Genomic DNA, 19,543 nt, shown 5'->3' on the forward strand with positions numbered 1-19,543 from the left:
AAGAAAAACGGCAGCCTCGGCTGCCGTTTGCTTGCCCGTCGGTCGAACTCAGAACAATTCGTTCCTGACCGCGTCGCGCTGCTTCTGCTCCGCCGGCGCCGGCGGCGGACCGACGTCCAGCGTCGCCACCCCGGTGCCTGGCGGCATCTCGGCGTAGTAGTACTCGCCATTGGCCAGGATCAGTCCCGGCGGCACTTCGCGCTCCACGTTCGGCTCGCCCTTGAGGGCCTTGCTCATGTAGCCGATCCAGATCGGCAGGGCCAGGCCGCCGCCGGTCTCGCGGTTGCCGAGGTTCTTCGGCTGGTCGTAGCCGATCCAGGCGATGCCCACCAGCTTCGGGTTGTAGCCGGCGAACCAGGCGTCGATCGAGTCGTTGGTGGTGCCGGTCTTGCCCGCCAGGTCGGTGCGCTTGAGCGCCATCGCCTTGGCCGCGGTACCGTAGCGCACCACGTCCTTGAGCATGCTGTCGACCAGGAAGGCATTGCGCGCGTCGATCACGCGGTTGGCCTCGATGCCGGCGCGTTCCGGACGCGCCTCCGACAGCACCTTGCCGTCGGCGTCGGTCACCTTCGAGATCAGGTAGGGGCTGATGCGGTAGCCGCCGTTGGCGAAGACGGCGTACGCCCCGGCCATCTGCAGCGGCGTGGTCGAACCGGCGCCAAGAGCCAGGGTCAGGTAGGCCGGGTTGCGCTCGGCATCGAAGCCGAAGCGGGTCGCGAATTCCTGGCCGTAGCGCGCGCCGATCTTGTTCAGGATGCGGATCGAGACCATGTTCTTCGACTGGGTCAGGCCGCGCCGCATGGTCATCGGGCCTTCGTACTTGTTGTCGTAGTTCTTCGGTTCCCATGCCTGGCCGCCGGTCTGGCCGGCGTCAAACGAGATCGGGGCGTCGTTGACGATGGTCGCCGGCGACAGGCCGCGTTCCAGCGAAGCCGAATAGATGAAGGGCTTGAACGAGGAACCCGGCTGGCGCCAGGCCTGTGTCACGTGGTTGAACTTGTTGCGGTTGAAGTCGAAGCCGCCGACCAGCGCGCGGATCGCGCCGTCCTCGGTGCTGGCCGCCACGAAGGCGGATTCCACTTCCGGCATCTGGGTGATGACCCACTTCGATTCGTCGTCCTGCATCACGCGGATCACGGCGCCGCGGCGGATGCGGCGGTTCGGCGCGGCCTTCTCGGACAGCCAGGCCTTGGCGAAGGCCAGGCCCGGACCGCTCATCTTGATGGTCTCGCCCGAGGCGATGGTGGCGGTCACCTGGCTTGGGGACGCCTGCAGCACGATGGCGGCCACGATGTTGTCGCTGTCCGGGTGCTCGGCCAGCTCGGCCTCGATGGCCTCGTCGGCTTCGCCCTTGTCGCTCGGGATCTCGATATATGATTCCGGGCCGCGGTAGGGGTGGCGGCGCTCGTAGTCCATCACGCCGCGGCGCACCGCGAGATAGGCCGCGTCCTGGTCGGCCTTGGTGATGGTGGTGAACACGTTCAGGCCGCGCGTGTAGGTGTCTTCCTTGAACTGCTCGTAGACCAGCTGGCGCGCCATCTCGGCCACGTACTCGGCGTGCACGCCGAAGGCGGTGCTGTCGGTCTTGATCTTGAGCGGCTCGTTCTTGGCCTGCTGGTACTGGGCGTCGGTGATGTAGCCCAGGTCGTGCATGCGCTGCAGGATGTACTGCTGGCGGGTCCGGGCGCGGGTCGGGTTGACGACCGGGTTGTAGGCGGAGGGCGCTTTCGGCAGGCCGGCCAGCATCGCGGCTTCGGCCACGCTGATGTCGCGCAGGTCCTTGCCGAAGTAGATCTGGGCCGCCGACTGGAAGCCGAAGGCGCGCTGGCCCAGGTAGATCTGGTTCATGTAGAGCTCGAGGATCTGGTCCTTGCTGAGGTTCTTCTCGATCTTCCAGGCCAGCATCGCCTCGTAGGCCTTGCGCTTGAAGGTCTGTTCGGAGGAGAGGAAGAAGTTGCGCGCGACCTGCTGGGTGATGGTCGAGGCGCCCTGGCGCGAGCCGCCGGTGGCGTTCTTGAACACGGCGCGCAGGATGCCCCAGTAATCGATGCCGCTGTGCTGGTAGAAGCGGTCGTCCTCGATCGAGAGCACGGCCTTCTTCATCACGTCCGGGATGTCCTTGAAATGCACCAGGGTGCGGCGCTCCTCGCCGAACTCGCCGATCAGGACGTTATCGGCGGTGAAGATCCGCAGCGGCATCTTGGGGCGGTAGTCGGTGATGGTGTCGAGCGCGGGCAGGTTGGGGTAGGCCATCGCGAGGGCGAACACCAGCACCAGCACGCCGATCACGGCCAGGCCGGTGATGGCGCCGATGGCCATCAGGACCAGGCGTTTCGGACTGTATTTCGATGGGGCGGGGGAACCGGATTTGCCCGATGCCTTACCGGAAGATTGTTTCTCTTTCATGCTGGCTTTCGCTGAATAAACTTTACTCCGTTAATCGACCCATTATAAGTCACACGATTGGCAGGGGATATCCGCACGGCTGAGCCAAAATGTCGCCAAACAAACGCTCGTCAATATCAAGCTGGAAACGGTCGTGGCAGGGGTGATAACACTCTGCGCCAGAGTGTGGCGCGCACGCCCCGGAATGCCTTGTTCCCTCATAGAAATATCTTGTCCGGGTGCATCCTTTTCGCTACGATCTAACGCGGTGCCTCATATATATGCACTAAGAACCTATCCCGACAGGGATGAGTCGTTGCTAGCGCGCCTGACAAGCGGGTGCTGCGTTGCTCGTCGTTGCATGGCCAGCCATGCGGCCTCCTCGCGCCTTGCCCCCGCTTGCCATGCATCGCTATCAACTTCCCCATCCCCATCGGGATAGGTTCAGGTATCGGTTTTATTGAAAGAATTTCCCGTCCGCGGGCGTTCAACATCGAATCCCGTGGAAAACGGGAAGGGCAGCCAGGGAGTACGCTCGTGATCAATCTCAGTTCCTTGTTCGGAAAGTCCAGTCCGCCTTTGGCCGGACTCGACATCAGCACGTCAGGCGTCCGCCTGGTCGAGCTGGCCGACGCCGGCAGGGGCGAACTGCGCCTGGAGCGCTATGCGGCCGAACCGCTGCCGCGTGGCGCGGTCGTCGATGGCAATATCGAAAACATCGACCAGGTGTCCGAGGCCGTGCGCCGCGTCTGGAAGAAAAGCGGCACCCGCGCCAGGCTGGTCGCGCTCGGCATGCCGCCGGCCTCCGTCATCACCAAGAAAATCATCCTGCCGGCCGGCATGTCGGAAGACCAGCTGGAAGTGCAGGTCGAATCCGAAGCCAGCCAGTACATCCCCTTCGCGCTGGACGAGGTCAGCCTCGACTTCGACGTGATCGGGCAAGCGCCCAACTCCGCCGAGGACATGGAAGTCATGCTGGCCGCCGCGCGCCGCGAGAAGGTCGAGGACCGCGTGGCGATCGCCGAAGCGGCCGGCCTCACCGCCACCGTGATGGACATCGAATCCTACGCCGCGCGCGCCGCGCTGGATCGCGTGGCCGGCGCCAGGCCGGAACAGATCATCGCCCTGTTCCAGATCGGCGCCCAGGCCACCCACGTGTCGGTGCTGCAGAACGGCGAAACCATCTACGAGCGCGAGCAGCCCTTCGGCGGCAACGCGCTGACCCAGGACATCGTGCGCGCCTACGGCCTCTCCTTCGAGGAAGCCGAATCGCGCAAGAAGGCCGGCGACCTGCCGGAGAATTATCGGGCCGACATCCTCAACCCCTTCCTGGAAAGCGCCGCGCTGGAAATCACGCGCGCCATCCAGTTCTTCTTCACCTCGACGCCCTACACCCGGATCGACCAGCTGTACCTGGCCGGCGGCTGCGCTTGCCTGCCGGGCCTGCTGGAACTGATCGGCAGCCGCACCCGCATCCCGAGCAGCATCGTGGCGCCTTTCGAAGGCATGAGCTACGGCCCGCTGGTGCGCGAACAGCAGCTGCGCCAGGAAGGCGCCGCCTACCTGGTGGCCTGCGGCCTGGCCCTGCGGAGGTTCGGATGATCCGCATTAACCTGTTACCCCACCGCGAAGCCAAGCGCAAGCAGAAGCAGGCGGCTTTTGTTGCCCTGATGGCGCTGGGCGGCGTCGCCGGCGCGGCCATCGTGCTGCTGGTCGGCGCCTGGAACGCCAGCCGCATCGCGGTCCAGGACGAGCGCAACCTGGTGCTCAAGACCGCCAGCGCGGAACTGGACAAGAAGATCGCCGACATCAAGACCCTGAAGGAAGAAATCGAGGCCCTGAAGGCGCGCCAGCAGGCGGTCGAGGACCTGCAGGGCGACCGCAACCAGCCGGTCTACCTGCTCGATGAACTGGTGCGCCAGACCCCCGAGGGCGTGTACCTGAAATCCTTCCGCCAGAACGGCCAGCTGGTCACCCTGAACGGCTACGCCCAGTCGCAGGAACGCGTGGCCGAGCTGCTGCGCAACGTGTCCGGCGGCTCGCCCTGGCTGGAACGCCCGAACCTGACCGAAGTGAAGGTCGCCACCCTGGGCCAGAGCAAGACCGGCCGCAAGGTCGTCGAGTTCCAGATGGACGTGGCGATCAAGCGTCCGCGCGAGCAGGAAGACACAGCGGCCAAGCCAGGCGCCGCCGCCGTCGCGAAGGCACCATGACCATGAATATCGATCTCAAAGACCTCGGCTCCCAGCTGGCCGCGCAATTCCAGGACTTGCAGGGCCGCCAGCCCGGCCAGTGGCCGCTGGCCCCGCGCCTCTTGTGCGCCGCCGGCGTGATGGCCTTCGTGACGGGCCTGGGCTACTTCTTCTACTGGAGCGGCCAGTTCGAGACCCAGGAACAGGGCGCCGCCGAAGAAGTGCGGCTGCGCGACGAATACCGCATGAAGATGGCCCAGGCGATCAACCTGGAAGCGCTGCAGGCGCAGAAGGCCCAGGTCGACATGTATGTCGAACGCCTCGAGAAGCAGTTGCCGAGCAAGTCGGAGATGGCGGACCTGCTGTCCGACATCAACCAGGCCGGCGTCGGCCGCGGCCTGCAGTTCGAGCTGTTCAAGCCGGGCGCGGAAGTCGTGCGCGACTACTACGCCGAGCAGCCGATCGACGTCAAGGTGACCGGCAAGTACAACGACGTCGGCGCGTTCGCCGCCGACATGGCCAACCTGCCGCGCATCGTCACGCTCAACAATATGGCGGTCAGCACCAAGGACGGCGTCCTGCAGCTGGAAGCCGTGGCCAAGACCTTCCGCTACCTGGACCCCGAGGAGATCGCGGCCCAGAAGAAGAAAGCGCGCGAAGAGAAGATGAAGAAGAAGGGGGGCGCATGATGCTGAAGAAAATGTGCGCCCTGCTTGCCTCCGGCCTGCTGCTCGCGGGCTGCGGCGACGGCGACGTCAAGGAAGTGCGCGACTGGATGGAGCAGGTCAAGCGCGAGACCACGCCTGCAGTCAAGCCGCTGCCGGAGCCGAAGGAATTCGTGCCCTATGCCTACGATCCGGAAGGCGCGATCGAGCCCTTCAGCGAGGCCAAGCTGCTCAATGAAATGCAGCGGGTGGCGGCGACGACCACCAATCCGCTGGCGCCGGACGCCAACCGTCCGCGCGAAGTGCTCGAGAACTACCCGCTCGACACGATGCGGATGGTGGGCACGCTGCAGAAGGGCGGCGTCAGTTACGCGCTGGTGCAGATCGACACCTCGATCCACCAGGTCAAGGCCGGCCAGCGCATCGGCCAGAATCACGGGTTGGTCACGCGTATCAGTGAAGGCGCGATCGACATCAGGGAAGTAGTGCAGGACGCCACCGGCGACTGGGTCGAGCGCAAGGCGACGATCGAGCTGGCGGAAAGCAAGGAGAGCGGGAAATGACCCAAACCATGAACATGCGCATTGTCGTGCCAGGCTGGCTGGCGCGCTGCGGCGTCGCACTGCTGCTGGCTCTGGGAGCCGGTACGGTGGCCGCGCAGAGCAATGCGATCGAATCGATCACCGCCACCCAGCAAGGCCCCAACGTGGTCCTGCAGATCGCCATGCGCGAAGCCATGGCGAAGCCGCCGATCGGCTTCTCGATCACCAATCCGGCGCGCATCGCGCTGGACTTCGGCGCCACCAGCAACGCCACCGGCAAGTCGGCCCAGGACATCAACCTGGGCGACGTGCGCAGCCTGAACGTGGTGCAGGCCGGCGAGCGCACCCGCCTGGTGCTGAACCTGGCGCGACCGCTGAACTACAGCACCGCCATCGACGGCAAGTCGGTGCGCGTCACCGTCGAAGGCCCGGGCGGCGCCCAGGCCGTGGCCGCCGCCGCACCGGCTTCCAGCGCGCACGCACCAAGCGCACGTCAAATGCTGCGCGACCTCGACTTCCGCCGCGGCGCCAACGGCGAAGGCCGCATCGTGGTCGACCTGCCGAACGGCCAGACCGGCGTCGACGTGCGCCAGGCCGGCAACCAGATCATCGTCGACTTCCTGCGCACCGGCGTGCCGGCGACCCTGCGCCGCCGCCTCGACGTGACCGATTTCGGCACCCCGGTGTCGCGCATCACGACAAGCCCGCAGGGCGAGAACACCCGCATGACCATCGACGCCCAGGGCCTGTGGGAACAGTCGGTCTACCAGAGCGACACCCAGCTGGTGGTCGACGTGCGTCCGATCAAGGAAGACCCGAACCGCCTGGCCCAGGGCACCACCGGCTACCGCGGCGAGAAGCTCTCCTTCAACTTCCAGAGCGTCGACGTGCGCGCCGCCCTGCAGGCGATCGCCGACATCTCGGGCCTGAACATCATCACCAGCGATTCCGTCACCGGCAACCTGACCCTGCGCCTGCGCGACGTGCCCTGGGACCAGGCCCTCGACGTGGTCCTGCAGGCCAAGGGCCTGGACATGCGCAAGAACGGCAACGTGCTGTGGATCGCGCCCAAGGAAGAACTGCTGACCAAGGAAAAGCTCGAGCTCGAGCAGCGCGCCCAGATCGCCGACCTCGAGCCGCTGCGTTCCGAGATCTTCCAGCTGAACTACCAGAAGGTCGAGGCCTTCCGTACCGTGTTCGGCATCGACGCCAGCGGCGGTTCGACCGGCGACAGCAAGAACCGCGTGCTGTCCAAGCGCGGCAGCGCCATCATCGATCCGCGCACCAACCAGATGTTCGTGACCGACATCGCGTCCAAGATCGAGGACATCCGCAAACTGATCCAGAAGACCGACGTGGCTTCCAAGCAGGTGCTGATCGAAGCGCGCCTGGTGGAAGCGAACGACGGCTTCTCGCGCAACCTGGGCGCCAAGCTCGGTTTCGCCGACCTGCGCACCCTGCGCGGCGGCGACACCGGCTGGGCGGTCAAGGGCAACGAGCGCGTCGCCATCGGCGGCAACCTGACCGGCGTGGGCCAGGTGACGGGCCAGACCCCGGACACCGGCGACGGCTACACCAACACCACCCTGGTCAACCTGCCGGCGGCCGCGATCGGCGGCGCCTCGGCGCCCTCGATCGCCTTCAGCCTGTTCTCCTCGGCCGCCAACCGCTTCCTGAACCTGGAGCTGTCGGCGCTGGAAGCGGACGGCAAGGGCAAGATCATCTCGAGCCCGCGCGTGGTCACCGAGGACAAGCAGATCGCCGTGATCGAGCAGGGTATCGAACTGCCTTACCAGGTCGCCACCAGCAGCGGCGCGACCTCGATCACCTTCAAGAAGGCCAACCTGCGCCTCGAGGTGACGCCGCAGATCACCCCGGACGGCAACGTCGTGCTCGAGGTGGACGTCAACAAGGACAGCAAGGGCGAAGAGACCCGCGCCGGCCCGGCCATCAACACCCAGCACGTGAAGACCAAGGTGATGGTGGAGAACGGCGGCACGGTGGTGCTGGGCGGTATCTACCAGCAGACCGAGCGCAACAACGAGAACAAGGTGCCGGTGCTGGGCGACGTGCCGGTGCTCGGCTACCTGTTCAAGTCGACCGGCCGCGAGAGCACCAAGACCGAACTGCTGGTGTTCATCACGCCGAAGATCGTGGCCGAAGTCGGCCGCTGATCATCAGCTTTTTTCAACATAAACACGGCTTCAAAATGAACAAAAAAACGAAGTACCTGAATACCGGCATGACCCTGCTGTTGGTGGCGGTCCTGTCCGCCTGCGGCGGCGGTGGCGGGGATCCCGGCACGACCGTGGGCGGCAATGGGAGTGGCAATGGCGGCGGTGGCGGATCACCAACCGCGCCCGCGACGCCGACCGTGGCGATCACCTTCGTCAATGCGAGTGGACAGGCGAGCAACTCGCTCACCGGCGCTACCCCGCTGACGGTACAGGCGACGGTCCGCGACTCGGCCGGTAAACCGGTCCCGAACGCGCTTGTTTCGTTCGCCACTGACAATGAGCTCGCCGTGTTTTCGCCGACCGCCGGCACTAGCCTGACGGACGCGAACGGTGTCGCTACCGTTACAATGCGCACCGCCAGCCTTTCGGCCAGCGGCGCCGGCAAGGTGACTGCGACTACGGCCGTCGCCGGAACCACGGTTACCAGCGAAGGGAACTATTCGGTCGGCGCTACCGCGCTGTCCTTCAGCACGCTGCGCCTATCGCAATCCAGCATTCCGGCCTACGGCTCGACCGATGTATCGGTCGATGTCCTGGCCGACGGCGCGTTGTACACCTCGCAGCAGATCACCGTGCGGCTCAGCTCCGCCTGTGTCGCCGCAGGCAAGGCAACGCTGGTCGCCACCGCAACGACTAATCAGGGCACAGCCAGGGCGGTCTATCGCGACCAGGGCTGCGGCAACAATGACGTGATCACGGCATCGGCGGACGGCGTCAATACGCCGGTGACTGCCAGCTTGCAAATCGCCCCGCCAGCTGCGGCATCTGTGCAATTCGTCTCGGCCGCGCCGGTGGATAAGTCCATCGTGATCCGCGGCCAGGGCGGCATCAATCGTACCGAGACCGCCACACTGCGCTTCCGCGTTTTTGACGTGTTCGATCGTCCTCTCGTGGGACAGGCCGTGGAATTCTCGGTTGTGCCGAATGGCGCGGTCACCATCAACAAGCGGAGCGACACGACTGACCAGAATGGTGAGGTCATTACCACGGTCAATTCGCTTGATACCCCGACGACTTTCCGGGTCCAGGCTACTCTACCGGGCACCGCGAACGCCACCCGTCCGAATATCTTCACCCTATCGGACTCGATCGTCGTGACAACCGGTCTGCCGGTGCAGCGCTCCTTGTCACTGAGCACGACGCGTGCGAACGTCGAAGGTTGGCGCGTCGACAGTGGCCCGGTGACGCCGGCAAGTGTAGTTAGAATCCTGCTGGCGGACCAGTCTGGAAATCCGGTCGCCGACGGCACGCCGATCGTCTTCCAGACTAATCTCGGCGCAATCGGCTCGTCCGACCGGGGTGGTTGCACGACCGTCAACGGCGGCTGTTCGGTTGATTTCCGCACGCAGAATCCGCGCGTTGCCCAGCCGAACACCCCCGCAACGCCCTGCAATACGGGGCCTGGCTCGAGCCCAGACAGCACCCGCCCGGGAGTTGCGACAATCTGCGCCAGCACGACCGACGGAACCAACACTCAGTTCGGCAAGACAGCGATCTTCTTCAGCGGAAGCTTTGCCGACCACATCTTCCTGAACGGCTCGAAGACAGAGCTTCCGAACCAGACGGTGGAAATCGGTCCCGTTCCGGCGAACGATCCCCTGGTCTTCACGCTGCAGCTCAACGACCTGAACATGAATCCGCTGCCGGCCGGCTCCACCGTGCAGGTGACTGGGGTCGCCAATGCGACCGTCGTCGGCGTCGTTCCGGGCGCCGTGCCGAACATTCTGCCGCACAACGCGGCCGGGGTGGACGATCATACTGGCAACAACGTCAGCGGCCCGCAGGGTTCGACTCACCGTTTCACGATCAGCAGCGATGGCCCCAAGCCATGCACGGCCAGCAGCGTCGCGACTTTCGATGTGACGGTGACGACGCCCCTGGGCAGCACGACCTCGATTCCTTTCAAGGTTTCCTTCCGCTGCTCTTGACGTTTCGACACAAGGTTTGACGCAAAAAGAGGCGGCCAGTCTATACTGGCCGTCTTTTTTTATTTCCGCGGACCTGGCAGTGCCTCATCCAAAGAGCAACAACATCTTCCTGGTCGGCCTGATGGGAGCAGGGAAGACCACCATCGGGCGCCAGCTCGCGCGCAAGCTCGGCAAACGCTTCGTCGACTCCGACCACGAGATTGAAGCGCGCACCGGCGCGACCATCCCCTGGATCTTCGAGATCGAGGGCGAAGCCAGCTTCCGGCGCCGCGAGGCGGACATGATCCGCGAACTCAGCAGCCAGGACGACCTGGTGCTGGCCACCGGCGGCGGCGCCGTGCTGAACCCGGCCAGCCGCGCCCTGCTGGCCGAGCGCGGCACCGTGATCTACCTGCGCGCCTCGATCGGCAGCATCCTGCAGCGCACCTCCCACGACAAGAACCGTCCCCTGCTGCAGACGGCGGATCCGCGCGCCAAGCTGGAGGAGCTGCTGGCCCAGCGGGACCCCCTGTACCGCGAGATTGCGGACCTGGTCATCGATACCGGCCGACCTAACGTACAATCGATGGTACAGACTATTTTGGACCAGCTCGCCGCGCTGGACGCCGCCCGCACGGCGGCCTGCGTGCGCCGGCTGGGCAAGGACGCAATGAACGAACAGGCACCCACCATCCTCAACGTCGAACTCGGCGAGCGCAGCTATCCGATCGCCATCGGCCCCGACCTTCTCGGCGACAGCGCCCTGCTGAACCGCCACATCGACGGCGGCAAGGTCGCCATCGTCACCAACACCACCGTCGCGCCGCTCTACCTCGAGAAGGTCGCCGGCGCCTTGCGCGCGCAAGGGCGCGAGGTGGTCGAGATCGTGCTGCCGGACGGCGAAGAACACAAGAACTGGGAGTCGCTCAATCTCGTGTACGACGCGCTCTTGCAAAACCGCTGCGACCGCAAGACCACCCTGGTGGCGCTGGGCGGTGGCGTGATCGGCGACCTGACGGGCTTTGCCGCCAGCAGCTACATGCGCGGCGTGCCCTTCGTCCAGGTGCCGACCACCCTGCTGTCGCAGGTCGATTCCTCGGTGGGCGGCAAGACCGGCATCAACCACCCGCTGGGCAAGAACATGATCGGCGCGTTTTACCAGCCGCGCGCCGTGATCGCCGACACCGCCACCCTCGACACCCTGCCGGCGCGCGAGCTGTCGGCCGGCCTGGCCGAAGTGATCAAGCACGGCGCCATCCTCGACGCCGAGTATTTCGCCTGGATCGAACAGAACATCGACAAACTCGTGGCGCGCGAACCGCAGGCCATGGCCTACGCGATCGCACGGTCCTGCGAGATCAAGGCGGACGTGGTGCGCAAGGACGAACGCGAAGGCGGCTTGCGCGCCGTGCTGAACTTCGGCCACACCTTCGGCCACGCGATCGAATCGGGCCTCGGCTACGGCAACTGGCTGCACGGCGAAGCCGTCGGCTGCGGCATGGTGATGGCGGCCGACCTGTCGGCACGCCTGGGCCTGATCGATGCCGCCACGGTGGAACGCGTGCGCGCGCTGGTGAAGGCGGCAGGCCTGCCGACCGTCGCGCCGGATCTCGGCATTGATCGCTGGATCGAACTGATGGCGGTCGATAAGAAGAACGAGGGCGGGGCGATCAAGTTCATCTTGCTCAAGCCCCTGGGCAGTCCCGCGATCACCACCGTCCCGCTGGAGACCCTGCGGGCCACACTGGACGGCTGCGTGAAAGGATGAACGCCATGGACTTCGACGCACGCCTTGCCCCCTACGCAGCCCATTCGTCGAAGTCGCGCGGCCGGACCCACATCGAGCCGCCGGCAGGGTCGCGCAGCGAGTTCCAGCGCGACCGCGACCGCATCATCCACTCGACCGCCTTCCGCCGGCTCGAATACAAAACCCAGGTCTTCCTCAACCACGAGGGCGACCTGTTCCGCACCCGCCTCACGCACAGCATCGAAGTCGCGCAGATCGGCCGCACACTGGCGCGCAGCCTGCAGCTCAACGAAGACCTGGTCGAAGCCACCGCGCTGGCGCACGACCTCGGCCACACGCCTTTCGGCCACGTGGGCCAGGACGTGCTCAACGAATGCATGAAGGACTACGGCGGCTTCGAGCACAATCTGCAAAGCCTGCGCGTGGTGGACGAGCTGGAAGAGCACTACGGCGCCTTCGACGGCCTGAACCTGACGTTCGAGACGCGCGAGGGCATCCTCAAGCACTGCTCGCTCACCAATGCGCGCCAGCTCGGAGAATTGGGACGCCGCTTCATGGACCGCAGCCAGCCCAGCCTGGAAGCGCAGCTGACCAACCTGGCCGACGAGATCGCGTACAACAACCACGACATCGACGACGGCCTGCGTTCGGGCCTGCTCACCATGGCGCAGATGGAAGAGGTGGAGCTGTTCGCGCGTCACCGGCACATGGTGGAGACCCAGTATCCCGGCCTGCCGGGACGGCGCGCGCTGTACGAGACGATCCGCCTGACGATCACGGCGATGACGGCCGACCTGGTCGAGACCTCACGGGCACTGATCGCGGAAGCGGCGCCGCGGAGCATCGACGACGTGCGCGCCGGCCCGCCCCTGATCCGCTTCTCGCCGCAGATGCGCGGCGAGACCACGGCGCTCAAGCGCTTCCTGTACGCCAACCTCTACCGCCACTTCCAGGTCAACCGCATGCGCGTCAAAGCCAGCCGCATCGTGCGCGAGCTGTTCGAGGCCTTCCTGCAGGATCCGGTGCTGCTGCCGAACGATTACCAGGTGGAGGGAGATCCGATGCGGCAAGCGCGGAAGATCGCGGACTACATTGCGGGGATGACGGACCGGTATGCGATCCGCGAGCATCGGCGGATTTTCTCGCTCGATCATTTCTAAGTAGGGTGGACGGGGTCATTCCGGGCAGTGCCCGGAATGACGAACGTCCGCGCGTTCAGCTACAGACAAGGTCTCCACAGTGCATCCGTGAGTTGAACGCGCGGACGGCGAAGCCGTCCACCCTACCCAAACAACCCCGGCGTCGCCAGCTCCACCAGCAACTTCTTGACCGGCGCCGGCAGCGGCGCCTCCTCGATGCGCTGCAGGTCCCACCACAGGTGCCGACCGGTTGCACCGCCACGCGCCGACAGGTGCACCTGCCAGGGATGGATGTGCAGCTTGTAGTGCGTGAACACATGCACCAGCGGCCGCAAGGCCTGCACTTCGTCCACCGTCCCGAACTGCGCCGCCGCGGCTGCGACTTCGGACCCCGGCATGGCATCCACCTCGACCCCCAGGTGCCCATCCACTTCCGGCAGCGACAGCAGTCCACCCCAGATCCCGGTCCCCGGACGCTGCTCCAGCAGCACCTGCCCGCGGTCGATCACGACCAGCATGCTGGCCCGCTTTTCCGGATTGGCCTTCTTTGGTTTGCGCACGGGCAGCTCCGCCGTGCGGCCGGTGGCGTAGGCCACGCAGCGCGCCTGCAGGGGGCAGCGCTCGCAGGCGGGGCGCGAACGGGTGCACAGGGTGGCGCCCAGGTCCATCAGGCCCTGGGTATAGGATTCGATTCCTGCTTCCGGCAGCAGCGCGTCGGCGCGGCGCCACAGGGCGTCTTCGACCTTTTTCTCGCCCGGATACTGGTCGATGCCGAACACCCGCGCGAAGACGCGCTTGACGTTCCCGTCCAGGATGGCGGCGCGCGCGCCGCTGGAGAAGGCGGCGATGGCGGCGGCGGTGGAGCGGCCGATGCCCGGCAGGTCGGCCAGCAGGGCCGGGTCGCTCGGGAAGACGCCGCCGTAGTCCTGCACCACGCGCTTGGCGCAGGCGTGCAGGTTGCGCGCGCGGGTGTAGTAGCCAAGGCCGCTCCAGTGGGCCATCACATCCTCGCCCGGCGCTTCGCTGAGTGCCTGCACGGTCGGGAAGCGTTCCAGGAAACGCGCGTAATAGCCGAGCACCGCGGCGACCTGGGTCTGCTGCAGCATGATCTCGGACAGCCAGATGCGGTAGGCATCCGTCGTGTTCTGCCAGGGAAGCGTGTGGCGGCCGTGGCTGCGCTGCCAGTCGATCACCGCTTGGGAGAAGGTCGGGTCGGCCAGCTGGTCGAATTCGGTGAGACGCTTCATGCCGCCTGCTCCAGGACGGCGGCGACCTGCGTGGCCATGTCGGCCAGGTGGGCGCGCCGGCCTTCCCATTCCAGTTGGGTGGCCTCGAAGGCGGTGATCTTCTGCTCCAGGCTATCGGTGGCGTCGTGGATGCGTTCGATCGAGGCCAGGCGGTGACGCAGCTGCTCGCGGTGCTGGCGGATCGCCGTCTCCAGCGGCGCCATCAGGATCTTCAGCCAGGCTTCGGCATCGGCATTCGCGGCCTGGTAGCTGCGCTTCACGCGCGAGACGATGGAGTCGATGAAGCGTTCCATCAGCGTGGCGCGGCTGGTGATGAGCAGGGTGGCGGTGCCGAACTGCTTCAGGAACAGCGTTTCGACCTCATCGATCTCGCGCCGGTAGCGCTCGAGCGACAGCGGCATGGGGCCGGACAGGGCCAGGCCATGCTCGGCCGAGAATTTGCGCGTCATGCTGTCCATCATGGCGCCGATCTCCTCGACCTTGGCCTGGGACGCATCCAGGCTGGTGCGCGCGGCGGTGAAGTAGTCGCGCACGGGGCCGCGCATGCCGGTCGCGAAGCGGGCGGCGGCCATCCCCGCGCGTACCGTGTCGGCTTGCGCCGCGACGTGGTCCATGCCCAGGGTCGAGTACAGCTCGGTGGACAGGCGCGCGAACACGGCGCGGGTGCCCTGCAGTTTCAGCAGGCTGGCGTCGAACTCCTTCTTCTCCATGTCGACGCGGCGCATCATGTGGGCGATCACGCCCTTGTTCTTGCCGCGCAGGCTTTTCAGTTCCTGCAGCTGCTCGACGAGGTCGCGCATGCGCGCCGCGCCGAAGGTCTTTTCGCCGGCCGCGAGCAGCTCGAGGTCCTGGCGCAGCTGGCGGCGGACGATGTCCTTGCGCGCCGGGATCAGGTCGTGGAACAGTGCCGCTTCCAGCGCCCCCATGCGGCTCTTCTCGAACAGGGCCATGTCGCCGTTGATCTTGCCGACCAGGGCCTTCTGCGCCGACACGGGATACACGCGCGCGCTGTCCAGGCCCAGGGCCCTGGCCACGTCCGCCTGCTGGCGCGCGATCTCGGCATCGTTCTGTTCAGGCGTGCGCAGCTCGTCCCACATCGCATCGATCTTGTTCAGTACCGCCAGGCGTCCGGGGCCTGCGCCGATGTGGGTGCGCCAGACTTCGATGTCGCTGCGCGTCACACCTGTTTCGGCGGCCAGGATGAAGAGCACCGCGTGCGCGTTCGGGATCAGGTTCAGCGTCAGTTCCGGCTCGGTGCCGATCGCGTTCAGGCCCGGCGTGTCGAGGATCACCAGGCCCTGCTTGAGCAGCGGGTGGGGCAGGTTGATGATGGCGTGGCGCCACTGGGGAATCTCGACCGTGCCGTCCTCCTCGACGCTGGTGGCGGTGTCCGGGTCTTCCGGGTCCCACAGGCCGTACTCCTGTGCCTCGCTGCTCGGCACGCGGCGCGTGAGGCTCACCTGGCGGAAGGCTTCCTGCATGCGATCGGGCGCATCGAGGTCGAGCGGCAGCACGGTCCAGGCGGCGCTGTCGTCGCGATAGTCGCTGGTGGAGAGGTGGGCCGCACGCGTCTCGATCGGCAGCAGGCGGATGCAGGGCGGCAGGGCGGCGTCGTACAGCAGCTCGGTCGGGGACATGGTGGTGCGGCCGGCGCTGGAGGGCAGGATGCGCTGGCCGTAGTCGGCGAAGAAGATCGCGTTGATCAGTTCGCTTTTACCGCGCGAGAACTCGGCCACGAAGGCCACCGACAGGCGGTCGTCGCGCAGGCGCGCCAGGGCCCGTTCGAGCCCCTGTTCGCCGGCGCCGTCGATCGCGCCGGCTTCGCGCAGCGCCGTGCCGTAGGCGTCGAGCGCCTGGGCCACTTTTGCGCGCCAGGCGCCATACTGTTGAAAATCCTGCATCGTCACTATTCGTTCGTTGATTTTGTAGGGTGTTCGGCTTGCCGAACGCGCGTTCAACTAAAGATTGCGTCGCCACTGCGCTTGCACTGGCTGAACGCGCGGTCGGCGGAGCCGACCACCCTACTTTTGGCACTGGACGCAGTAGAACGTCGAGCGCTGGCCCTGCTTGATCTGGCGGACCGGCGTACCACAGTTGCGGCAAGGCACTCCAGCACGATCATAGACGAAATATGTCTGCTGGAAATAGCCTGATTGACCATTTACTGCAATAAAGTCCTTCAAGGTGCTGCCGCCCTGCACGATGGCGGCGGCCAGGATGTCCTTGATGGCCTCGGCCAGCCTGTCGTAGCGGGCGCGGCTGATGCGCGAGGCCGGCGTCTTCGGATTGATCCCTGCGCGGAACAGGCTTTCGCAGGCGTAGATATTGCCCACGCCGACCACGATGTCGCCGGCCAGCAGCACCTGCTTGATCGGCGCGCCGCGCTTCCTCGTCTCGCGGTGCAGCAGCTCGCCGGAAAAGCCATCGCCCAGCGGCTCGACACCGAGGCCGCGCAGCAGCATGTGCGCTTCCAGTTCGCCTTCATCCTTGCCATGCCAGAGCACGGCGCCGAAACGGCGCGGGTCGTGCAGGCGCAGCACCTGGCGGCTGGGCGGCCCCAGGCTCGGGTCGGCGACCACCAGGTCGAAGTGGTCGTGCTTGCGCGGCTCGATCCCGGGCGGCAGCACGCGCAGGTGGCCGGACATGCCGAGGTGGACGATCAGGGTGCCGTGCTCGAAGTGGATCAGCAGGTATTTGCCGCGCCGGCCCGTGCCGAGAATGCGGCGGCCGGCCAGCAATCCGGCCAGGTCGGGCGGGAAGGGCCAGCGCAGGCCTTCGCGGCGCAGGACGGCGGTTTCGACGATGCGGCCTTCGATATGGGGCGCGACACCGCGCCGGGTGACTTCTACTTCTGGCAGTTCAGGCATGGGGGAGGAAGTTCGTGTAAAGTCGTTTGCGGCGGTCAAGAGGCGCTGCAGTGCACGCGGGCGCATGCTTGAGCGTAGAATCAGACAACATCTCAGAACCTCGGACTTGCCTTGAAAAACGCTTTCGTCATTGTAACCCTCTCCAGTCTCCTGGCGGCGTGCGCTGTCGCGCCGAAACAGCAGCCTGCGGCTTCCACGGTGGCCGCGCCGGCCGAGAAGTCCGACACCCCGCTCGCCCAGGCCGAAGCGGAGGAGGCCGACGAGGAAGCCCTGGCGGAGAAAGCCCGTCTCGAAGCCGAGGCCAAGCTGCCGAAAGTGGAACTGACCAGCAGCATGCTGAACCAGCTACTTAAGGCCGAGTTCGCATTCCGCAAGGGCGACTGGCAAGGGCCTTACCTGACCATGTTGTCGCTGGCCCAGCAGACCCGCGACCCGCGCCTGGCGCGCCGCGCCGCCGAGATGGCGGTGGCCGCCCGCCAGTCCGAGGATACGCTGGCCGCCGTGCGCCTGTGGCGCGAGCTCGATCCAGGCTCGGACGAGGCGACCCAGTATTTCGTCGGCATGGTGGTCACGTCCGAGAACATCGCGGAGGTCGAGCCGATTTTCGTGGAGCGCCTGAAGAAAGTCGCCCCCGATCGCCGCGGTTTGCTGATGTTCCAGATCCAGCAGCTCCTTGGCCGCGCCAAGGACAAGGAAGCCGCCGGCGCCATGCTGGAGCGGGTGGTGGCGCCCTATGCGGGCACCCTGGAAGCGCACATCGTGCGCGCCCAGGCGGCCCTGGGGCGGGGCGAGCGCGAGGCCGCCCAGCGCGAGGCGCAAGCGGCCCTGGCCGCCAAGCCCGATTCCGAGATCGCCGTGCTGATGGTGGCCCAGACCATGGAAGACGAGACCAGGGTCGGACCGATGCTGGAAGCCTTCCTCAGGAAGCATCCGGATGCGCGCGAGGTGCGTGCGGCGCATGCCCGTGTGCTGGTGAACCAGAAGCAGTATCCGCAGGCGCGCGCCCAGTTCGAGGCGCTGCTGGCAGGGCGTCCGGACGACGCCGGCAACCTCTACGCCCTTGGCGTACTGGCCAGCCAGATGAACGATGCCGCGGCAGCCGAAGGCTATTTCACCCGCTTCGTCGAGGTGTTGGGGCGCAATCCGGAAGACGAGCGCGATCCGACCCGCGCCCTCCTGATCCTGGCCCAGCTGGCCGAGGAGCGCAAGGACTACGCCGGCGCCACCGCCTGGCTCGACAAGGTGCCTCCCGGAACCGAGCCCGCGCTGCTCTTCAGCGCCCAGCTGCGCCGCGCCCAGCTGCTGGCCAAGCAGGGCGACCTGGCGGCCGGACGCAAGCTGCTGGCCAGCCTGAAGCCATCCGAAGAAGCGCAGCAGGTCCAGGTGGCGGTGGCCGAATCGCAGCTGCTGCGCGACGCCGGCCGCACGGCGGAGGCCTATACCCTGATGGAAGCGGCCGCCAAACGCTTCCCGAAGAACCCGGACCTGCTCTATGACTTCGCGCTGCTGGCCGAGAAGCAGGGCCGCTTCGAGGTCATGGAAAAGCAGTTGCGCGAGGTGATGGCGCTGGCGCCGGACAACCACCACGCCTACAACGCACTGGGTTACTCGCTGGCGGAGCGCAATGTGCGCCTGCAGGAAGCCCAGGCCCTGGTCGCCAAGGCGCTCGAGATGGCGCCGGGCGACCCCTTCATCATGGACAGCATGGGTTGGGTGCACTACCGCCTGGGTAACCTGGACGAGGCCGAGAAATTCCTGCGCCGCGCCTATGCGCTGCGCCGCGATCCGGAAATCGCCGTGCACCTGGGCGAGGTGCTGTTCCAGAAGGGCCGCCAGGCCGACGCCCAGCAACTGTGGCGCGAGGCGAGCGCCAAGGACCCGCAGAACGATACCCTGCGCAGCACGCTGGCGCGCCTGCGCCAGACCTTGTGAAATAATCCACGTCTTTGAACCAGCCGGGCGCCCTGCCGAAGGGGCCGCCCGGCGTTCGCCAACTTCACTCCAGCCGATGCCGATGACCCGACGCCTGATCCTGCCCGCCCTCGCACTTGCCTTTGCCCTGGGCGGCTGCGCCACCACGAACAGCAGCAATGTCGCCACCGTGGGCGCCTACCGCGACACCATCGACCTGAGCGGCCGCCTGTCGGTCAACTATCACAAGGGCGGCAATCTCGAATCGCTGACCGGCAGCTTCAACTGGGCGCAGCGTCCGGGCAATGTGGACGTCGAGCTGGCCAATCCGCTGGGACAGACGATCGCGACCATCGCCGTCACGCCGCAATCGGCCACGCTGACCCAGGCCGGCCGCGCGCCGATCACCGAGGCCGACATCGATACGCTCACCCAGCGCACCCTGGGCTGGCCGCTGCCGGTCTCCGGCCTGCGCGACTGGCTGCAGGGTTATGCGGTGGATGAGCAGGGCCAGCGCTTCGCCGCCTCGCCGGCCCGCAACGAGGTCGTGACCAGGGACGGCTGGCGCCTGCGCTTCGTCGAATGGCAGGACCCGAACGCGGCCCAGCCGGCGCCGCGCGTGATCCACGCCAGGCGCGCCGCGGCGGGAGACATCCAGGACCTGGAAATCCGCATCATCGTCAACCAGGCCTGAGGTTCTGTAC

14 protein-coding genes are annotated in these 19,543 nt (G+C 66.4%); 10 read left to right on the forward strand and 4 right to left on the reverse strand.

Annotation, left to right across the window (positions count from 1 at the left end):
* Positions 1–48: 48 nt before the first annotated feature.
* Positions 49–2,406 (reverse strand): penicillin-binding protein 1A, encoded by a 2,358-nt coding sequence (locus NX780_RS22695; protein ID WP_258830163.1) that lies wholly within the window; start codon positions 2,404–2,406, stop codon positions 49–51.
* Positions 2,407–2,922: 516 nt separating this feature from the next.
* Between NX780_RS22695 and NX780_RS22700 the strand changes: the two genes are divergently transcribed.
* The 8 genes from NX780_RS22700 to NX780_RS22735 all read left to right on the forward strand — a co-directional run bounded on the left by NX780_RS22700 (position 2,923) and on the right by NX780_RS22735 (position 12,835).
* The gene (locus tag NX780_RS22700; protein WP_258830164.1) at positions 2,923–3,987 is read left to right on the forward strand and encodes a pilus assembly protein PilM; all 1,065 of its coding nucleotides are present in this window, start codon (positions 2,923–2,925) and stop codon (positions 3,985–3,987) included.
* The gene (locus NX780_RS22705) at positions 3,984–4,598 is read left to right on the forward strand and encodes a PilN domain-containing protein (RefSeq protein ID WP_258830165.1); all 615 of its coding nucleotides are present in this window, start codon (positions 3,984–3,986) and stop codon (positions 4,596–4,598) included. The genes NX780_RS22700 and NX780_RS22705 overlap by 4 nt, the downstream gene beginning before the upstream one ends.
* A gap of 2 nt (positions 4,599–4,600) precedes the next feature.
* Complete coding sequence (locus tag NX780_RS22710; protein ID WP_258830166.1) at positions 4,601–5,266, forward strand: type IV pilus inner membrane component PilO; 666 nt, start codon at positions 4,601–4,603, stop codon at positions 5,264–5,266.
* Positions 5,263–5,805: a pilus assembly protein PilP gene (locus tag NX780_RS22715; RefSeq protein WP_258830167.1), complete on the forward strand. Its 543-nt coding sequence runs from the start codon at positions 5,263–5,265 to the stop codon at positions 5,803–5,805. The genes NX780_RS22710 and NX780_RS22715 overlap by 4 nt, the downstream gene beginning before the upstream one ends.
* Entirely contained in the window at positions 5,802–7,958 is a 2,157-nt protein-coding gene (locus NX780_RS22720; RefSeq protein WP_258830168.1) for a type IV pilus secretin PilQ, read from the forward strand. The genes NX780_RS22715 and NX780_RS22720 overlap by 4 nt, the downstream gene beginning before the upstream one ends.
* Positions 7,959–7,993: 35 nt before the next feature.
* Positions 7,994–9,949 carry an Ig-like domain-containing protein gene (locus NX780_RS22725; RefSeq protein ID WP_258830169.1) on the forward strand — a complete coding sequence of 652 codons (1,956 nt, stop codon included), beginning with the start codon at positions 7,994–7,996 and terminating at the stop codon, positions 9,947–9,949.
* A gap of 121 nt (positions 9,950–10,070) precedes the next feature.
* Positions 10,071–11,696: a bifunctional shikimate kinase/3-dehydroquinate synthase AroKB gene (gene aroKB / locus NX780_RS22730; protein WP_370663644.1), complete on the forward strand. Its 1,626-nt coding sequence runs from the start codon at positions 10,071–10,073 to the stop codon at positions 11,694–11,696.
* A 5-nt stretch (positions 11,697–11,701) separates the two neighbouring features.
* A complete protein-coding gene (locus NX780_RS22735; RefSeq protein ID WP_258830171.1) occupies positions 11,702–12,835 on the forward strand; it encodes a deoxyguanosinetriphosphate triphosphohydrolase in 1,134 nt (377 codons plus the stop codon).
* Positions 12,836–12,957: 122 nt separating this feature from the next.
* On the opposite strand, the gene mutY is transcribed toward NX780_RS22735, so the two are convergent.
* The 3 genes from mutY to mutM all read right to left on the reverse strand — a co-directional run bounded on the left by mutY (position 12,958) and on the right by mutM (position 16,928).
* The gene (gene mutY, locus NX780_RS22740) at positions 12,958–14,061 is read right to left on the reverse strand and encodes an A/G-specific adenine glycosylase (RefSeq protein ID WP_258830172.1); all 1,104 of its coding nucleotides are present in this window, start codon (positions 14,059–14,061) and stop codon (positions 12,958–12,960) included.
* Positions 14,058–15,962 carry a dynamin family protein gene (locus tag NX780_RS22745; protein ID WP_258830173.1) on the reverse strand — a complete coding sequence of 635 codons (1,905 nt, stop codon included), beginning with the start codon at positions 15,960–15,962 and terminating at the stop codon, positions 14,058–14,060. The genes mutY and NX780_RS22745 overlap by 4 nt, the downstream gene beginning before the upstream one ends.
* Positions 15,963–16,082: 120 nt before the next feature.
* Entirely contained in the window at positions 16,083–16,928 is an 846-nt protein-coding gene (gene mutM / locus NX780_RS22750; protein ID WP_258830174.1) for a bifunctional DNA-formamidopyrimidine glycosylase/DNA-(apurinic or apyrimidinic site) lyase, read from the reverse strand.
* Between the two features lie 111 nt (positions 16,929–17,039).
* On the opposite strand from mutM, the gene NX780_RS22755 reads away from it, so the two are divergent.
* Both NX780_RS22755 and NX780_RS22760 read left to right on the forward strand, forming a co-directional pair.
* Positions 17,040–18,860, forward strand: coding sequence for a tetratricopeptide repeat protein (locus tag NX780_RS22755; protein ID WP_258830175.1), 1,821 nt, complete (start codon positions 17,040–17,042; stop codon positions 18,858–18,860).
* An 82-nt stretch (positions 18,861–18,942) separates the two neighbouring features.
* Positions 18,943–19,533: an outer membrane lipoprotein LolB gene (locus tag NX780_RS22760; RefSeq protein WP_258830176.1), complete on the forward strand. Its 591-nt coding sequence runs from the start codon at positions 18,943–18,945 to the stop codon at positions 19,531–19,533.
* The last annotated feature ends 10 nt before the right edge of the window (positions 19,534–19,543 follow it).

Origin of the sequence: Massilia agri, assembly GCF_024753255.1 — a bacterium.
Lineage (GTDB): Bacteria > Pseudomonadota > Gammaproteobacteria > Burkholderiales > Burkholderiaceae_D > Telluria > Telluria agri.

What these genes read in the sequence shown, in the direction of transcription:
- NX780_RS22725 (WP_258830169.1), top strand. Translation starts at nt 7,994, where the DNA reads ATGAACAAAAAAACGAAGTACCTGAATACCGGCATGACCCTGCTGTTG.
- NX780_RS22760 (WP_258830176.1), top strand. Translation starts at nt 18,943, where the DNA reads ATGACCCGACGCCTGATCCTGCCCGCCCTCGCACTTGCCTTTGCCCTG.
- NX780_RS22705 (WP_258830165.1), top strand. Translation starts at nt 3,984, where the DNA reads ATGATCCGCATTAACCTGTTACCCCACCGCGAAGCCAAGCGCAAGCAG.
- NX780_RS22720 (WP_258830168.1), top strand. Translation starts at nt 5,802, where the DNA reads ATGACCCAAACCATGAACATGCGCATTGTCGTGCCAGGCTGGCTGGCG.
- NX780_RS22710 (WP_258830166.1), top strand. Translation starts at nt 4,601, where the DNA reads ATGAATATCGATCTCAAAGACCTCGGCTCCCAGCTGGCCGCGCAATTC.
- NX780_RS22735 (WP_258830171.1), top strand. Translation starts at nt 11,702, where the DNA reads ATGGACTTCGACGCACGCCTTGCCCCCTACGCAGCCCATTCGTCGAAG.
- aroKB (WP_370663644.1), top strand. Translation starts at nt 10,071, where the DNA reads ATGGGAGCAGGGAAGACCACCATCGGGCGCCAGCTCGCGCGCAAGCTC.
- NX780_RS22715 (WP_258830167.1), top strand. Translation starts at nt 5,263, where the DNA reads ATGATGCTGAAGAAAATGTGCGCCCTGCTTGCCTCCGGCCTGCTGCTC.
- NX780_RS22745 (WP_258830173.1), bottom strand. Translation starts at nt 15,962, where the DNA reads ATGCAGGATTTTCAACAGTATGGCGCCTGGCGCGCAAAAGTGGCCCAG.
- NX780_RS22695 (WP_258830163.1), bottom strand. Translation starts at nt 2,406, where the DNA reads ATGAAAGAGAAACAATCTTCCGGTAAGGCATCGGGCAAATCCGGTTCC.
- mutY (WP_258830172.1), bottom strand. Translation starts at nt 14,061, where the DNA reads ATGAAGCGTCTCACCGAATTCGACCAGCTGGCCGACCCGACCTTCTCC.
- mutM (WP_258830174.1), bottom strand. Translation starts at nt 16,928, where the DNA reads ATGCCTGAACTGCCAGAAGTAGAAGTCACCCGGCGCGGTGTCGCGCCC.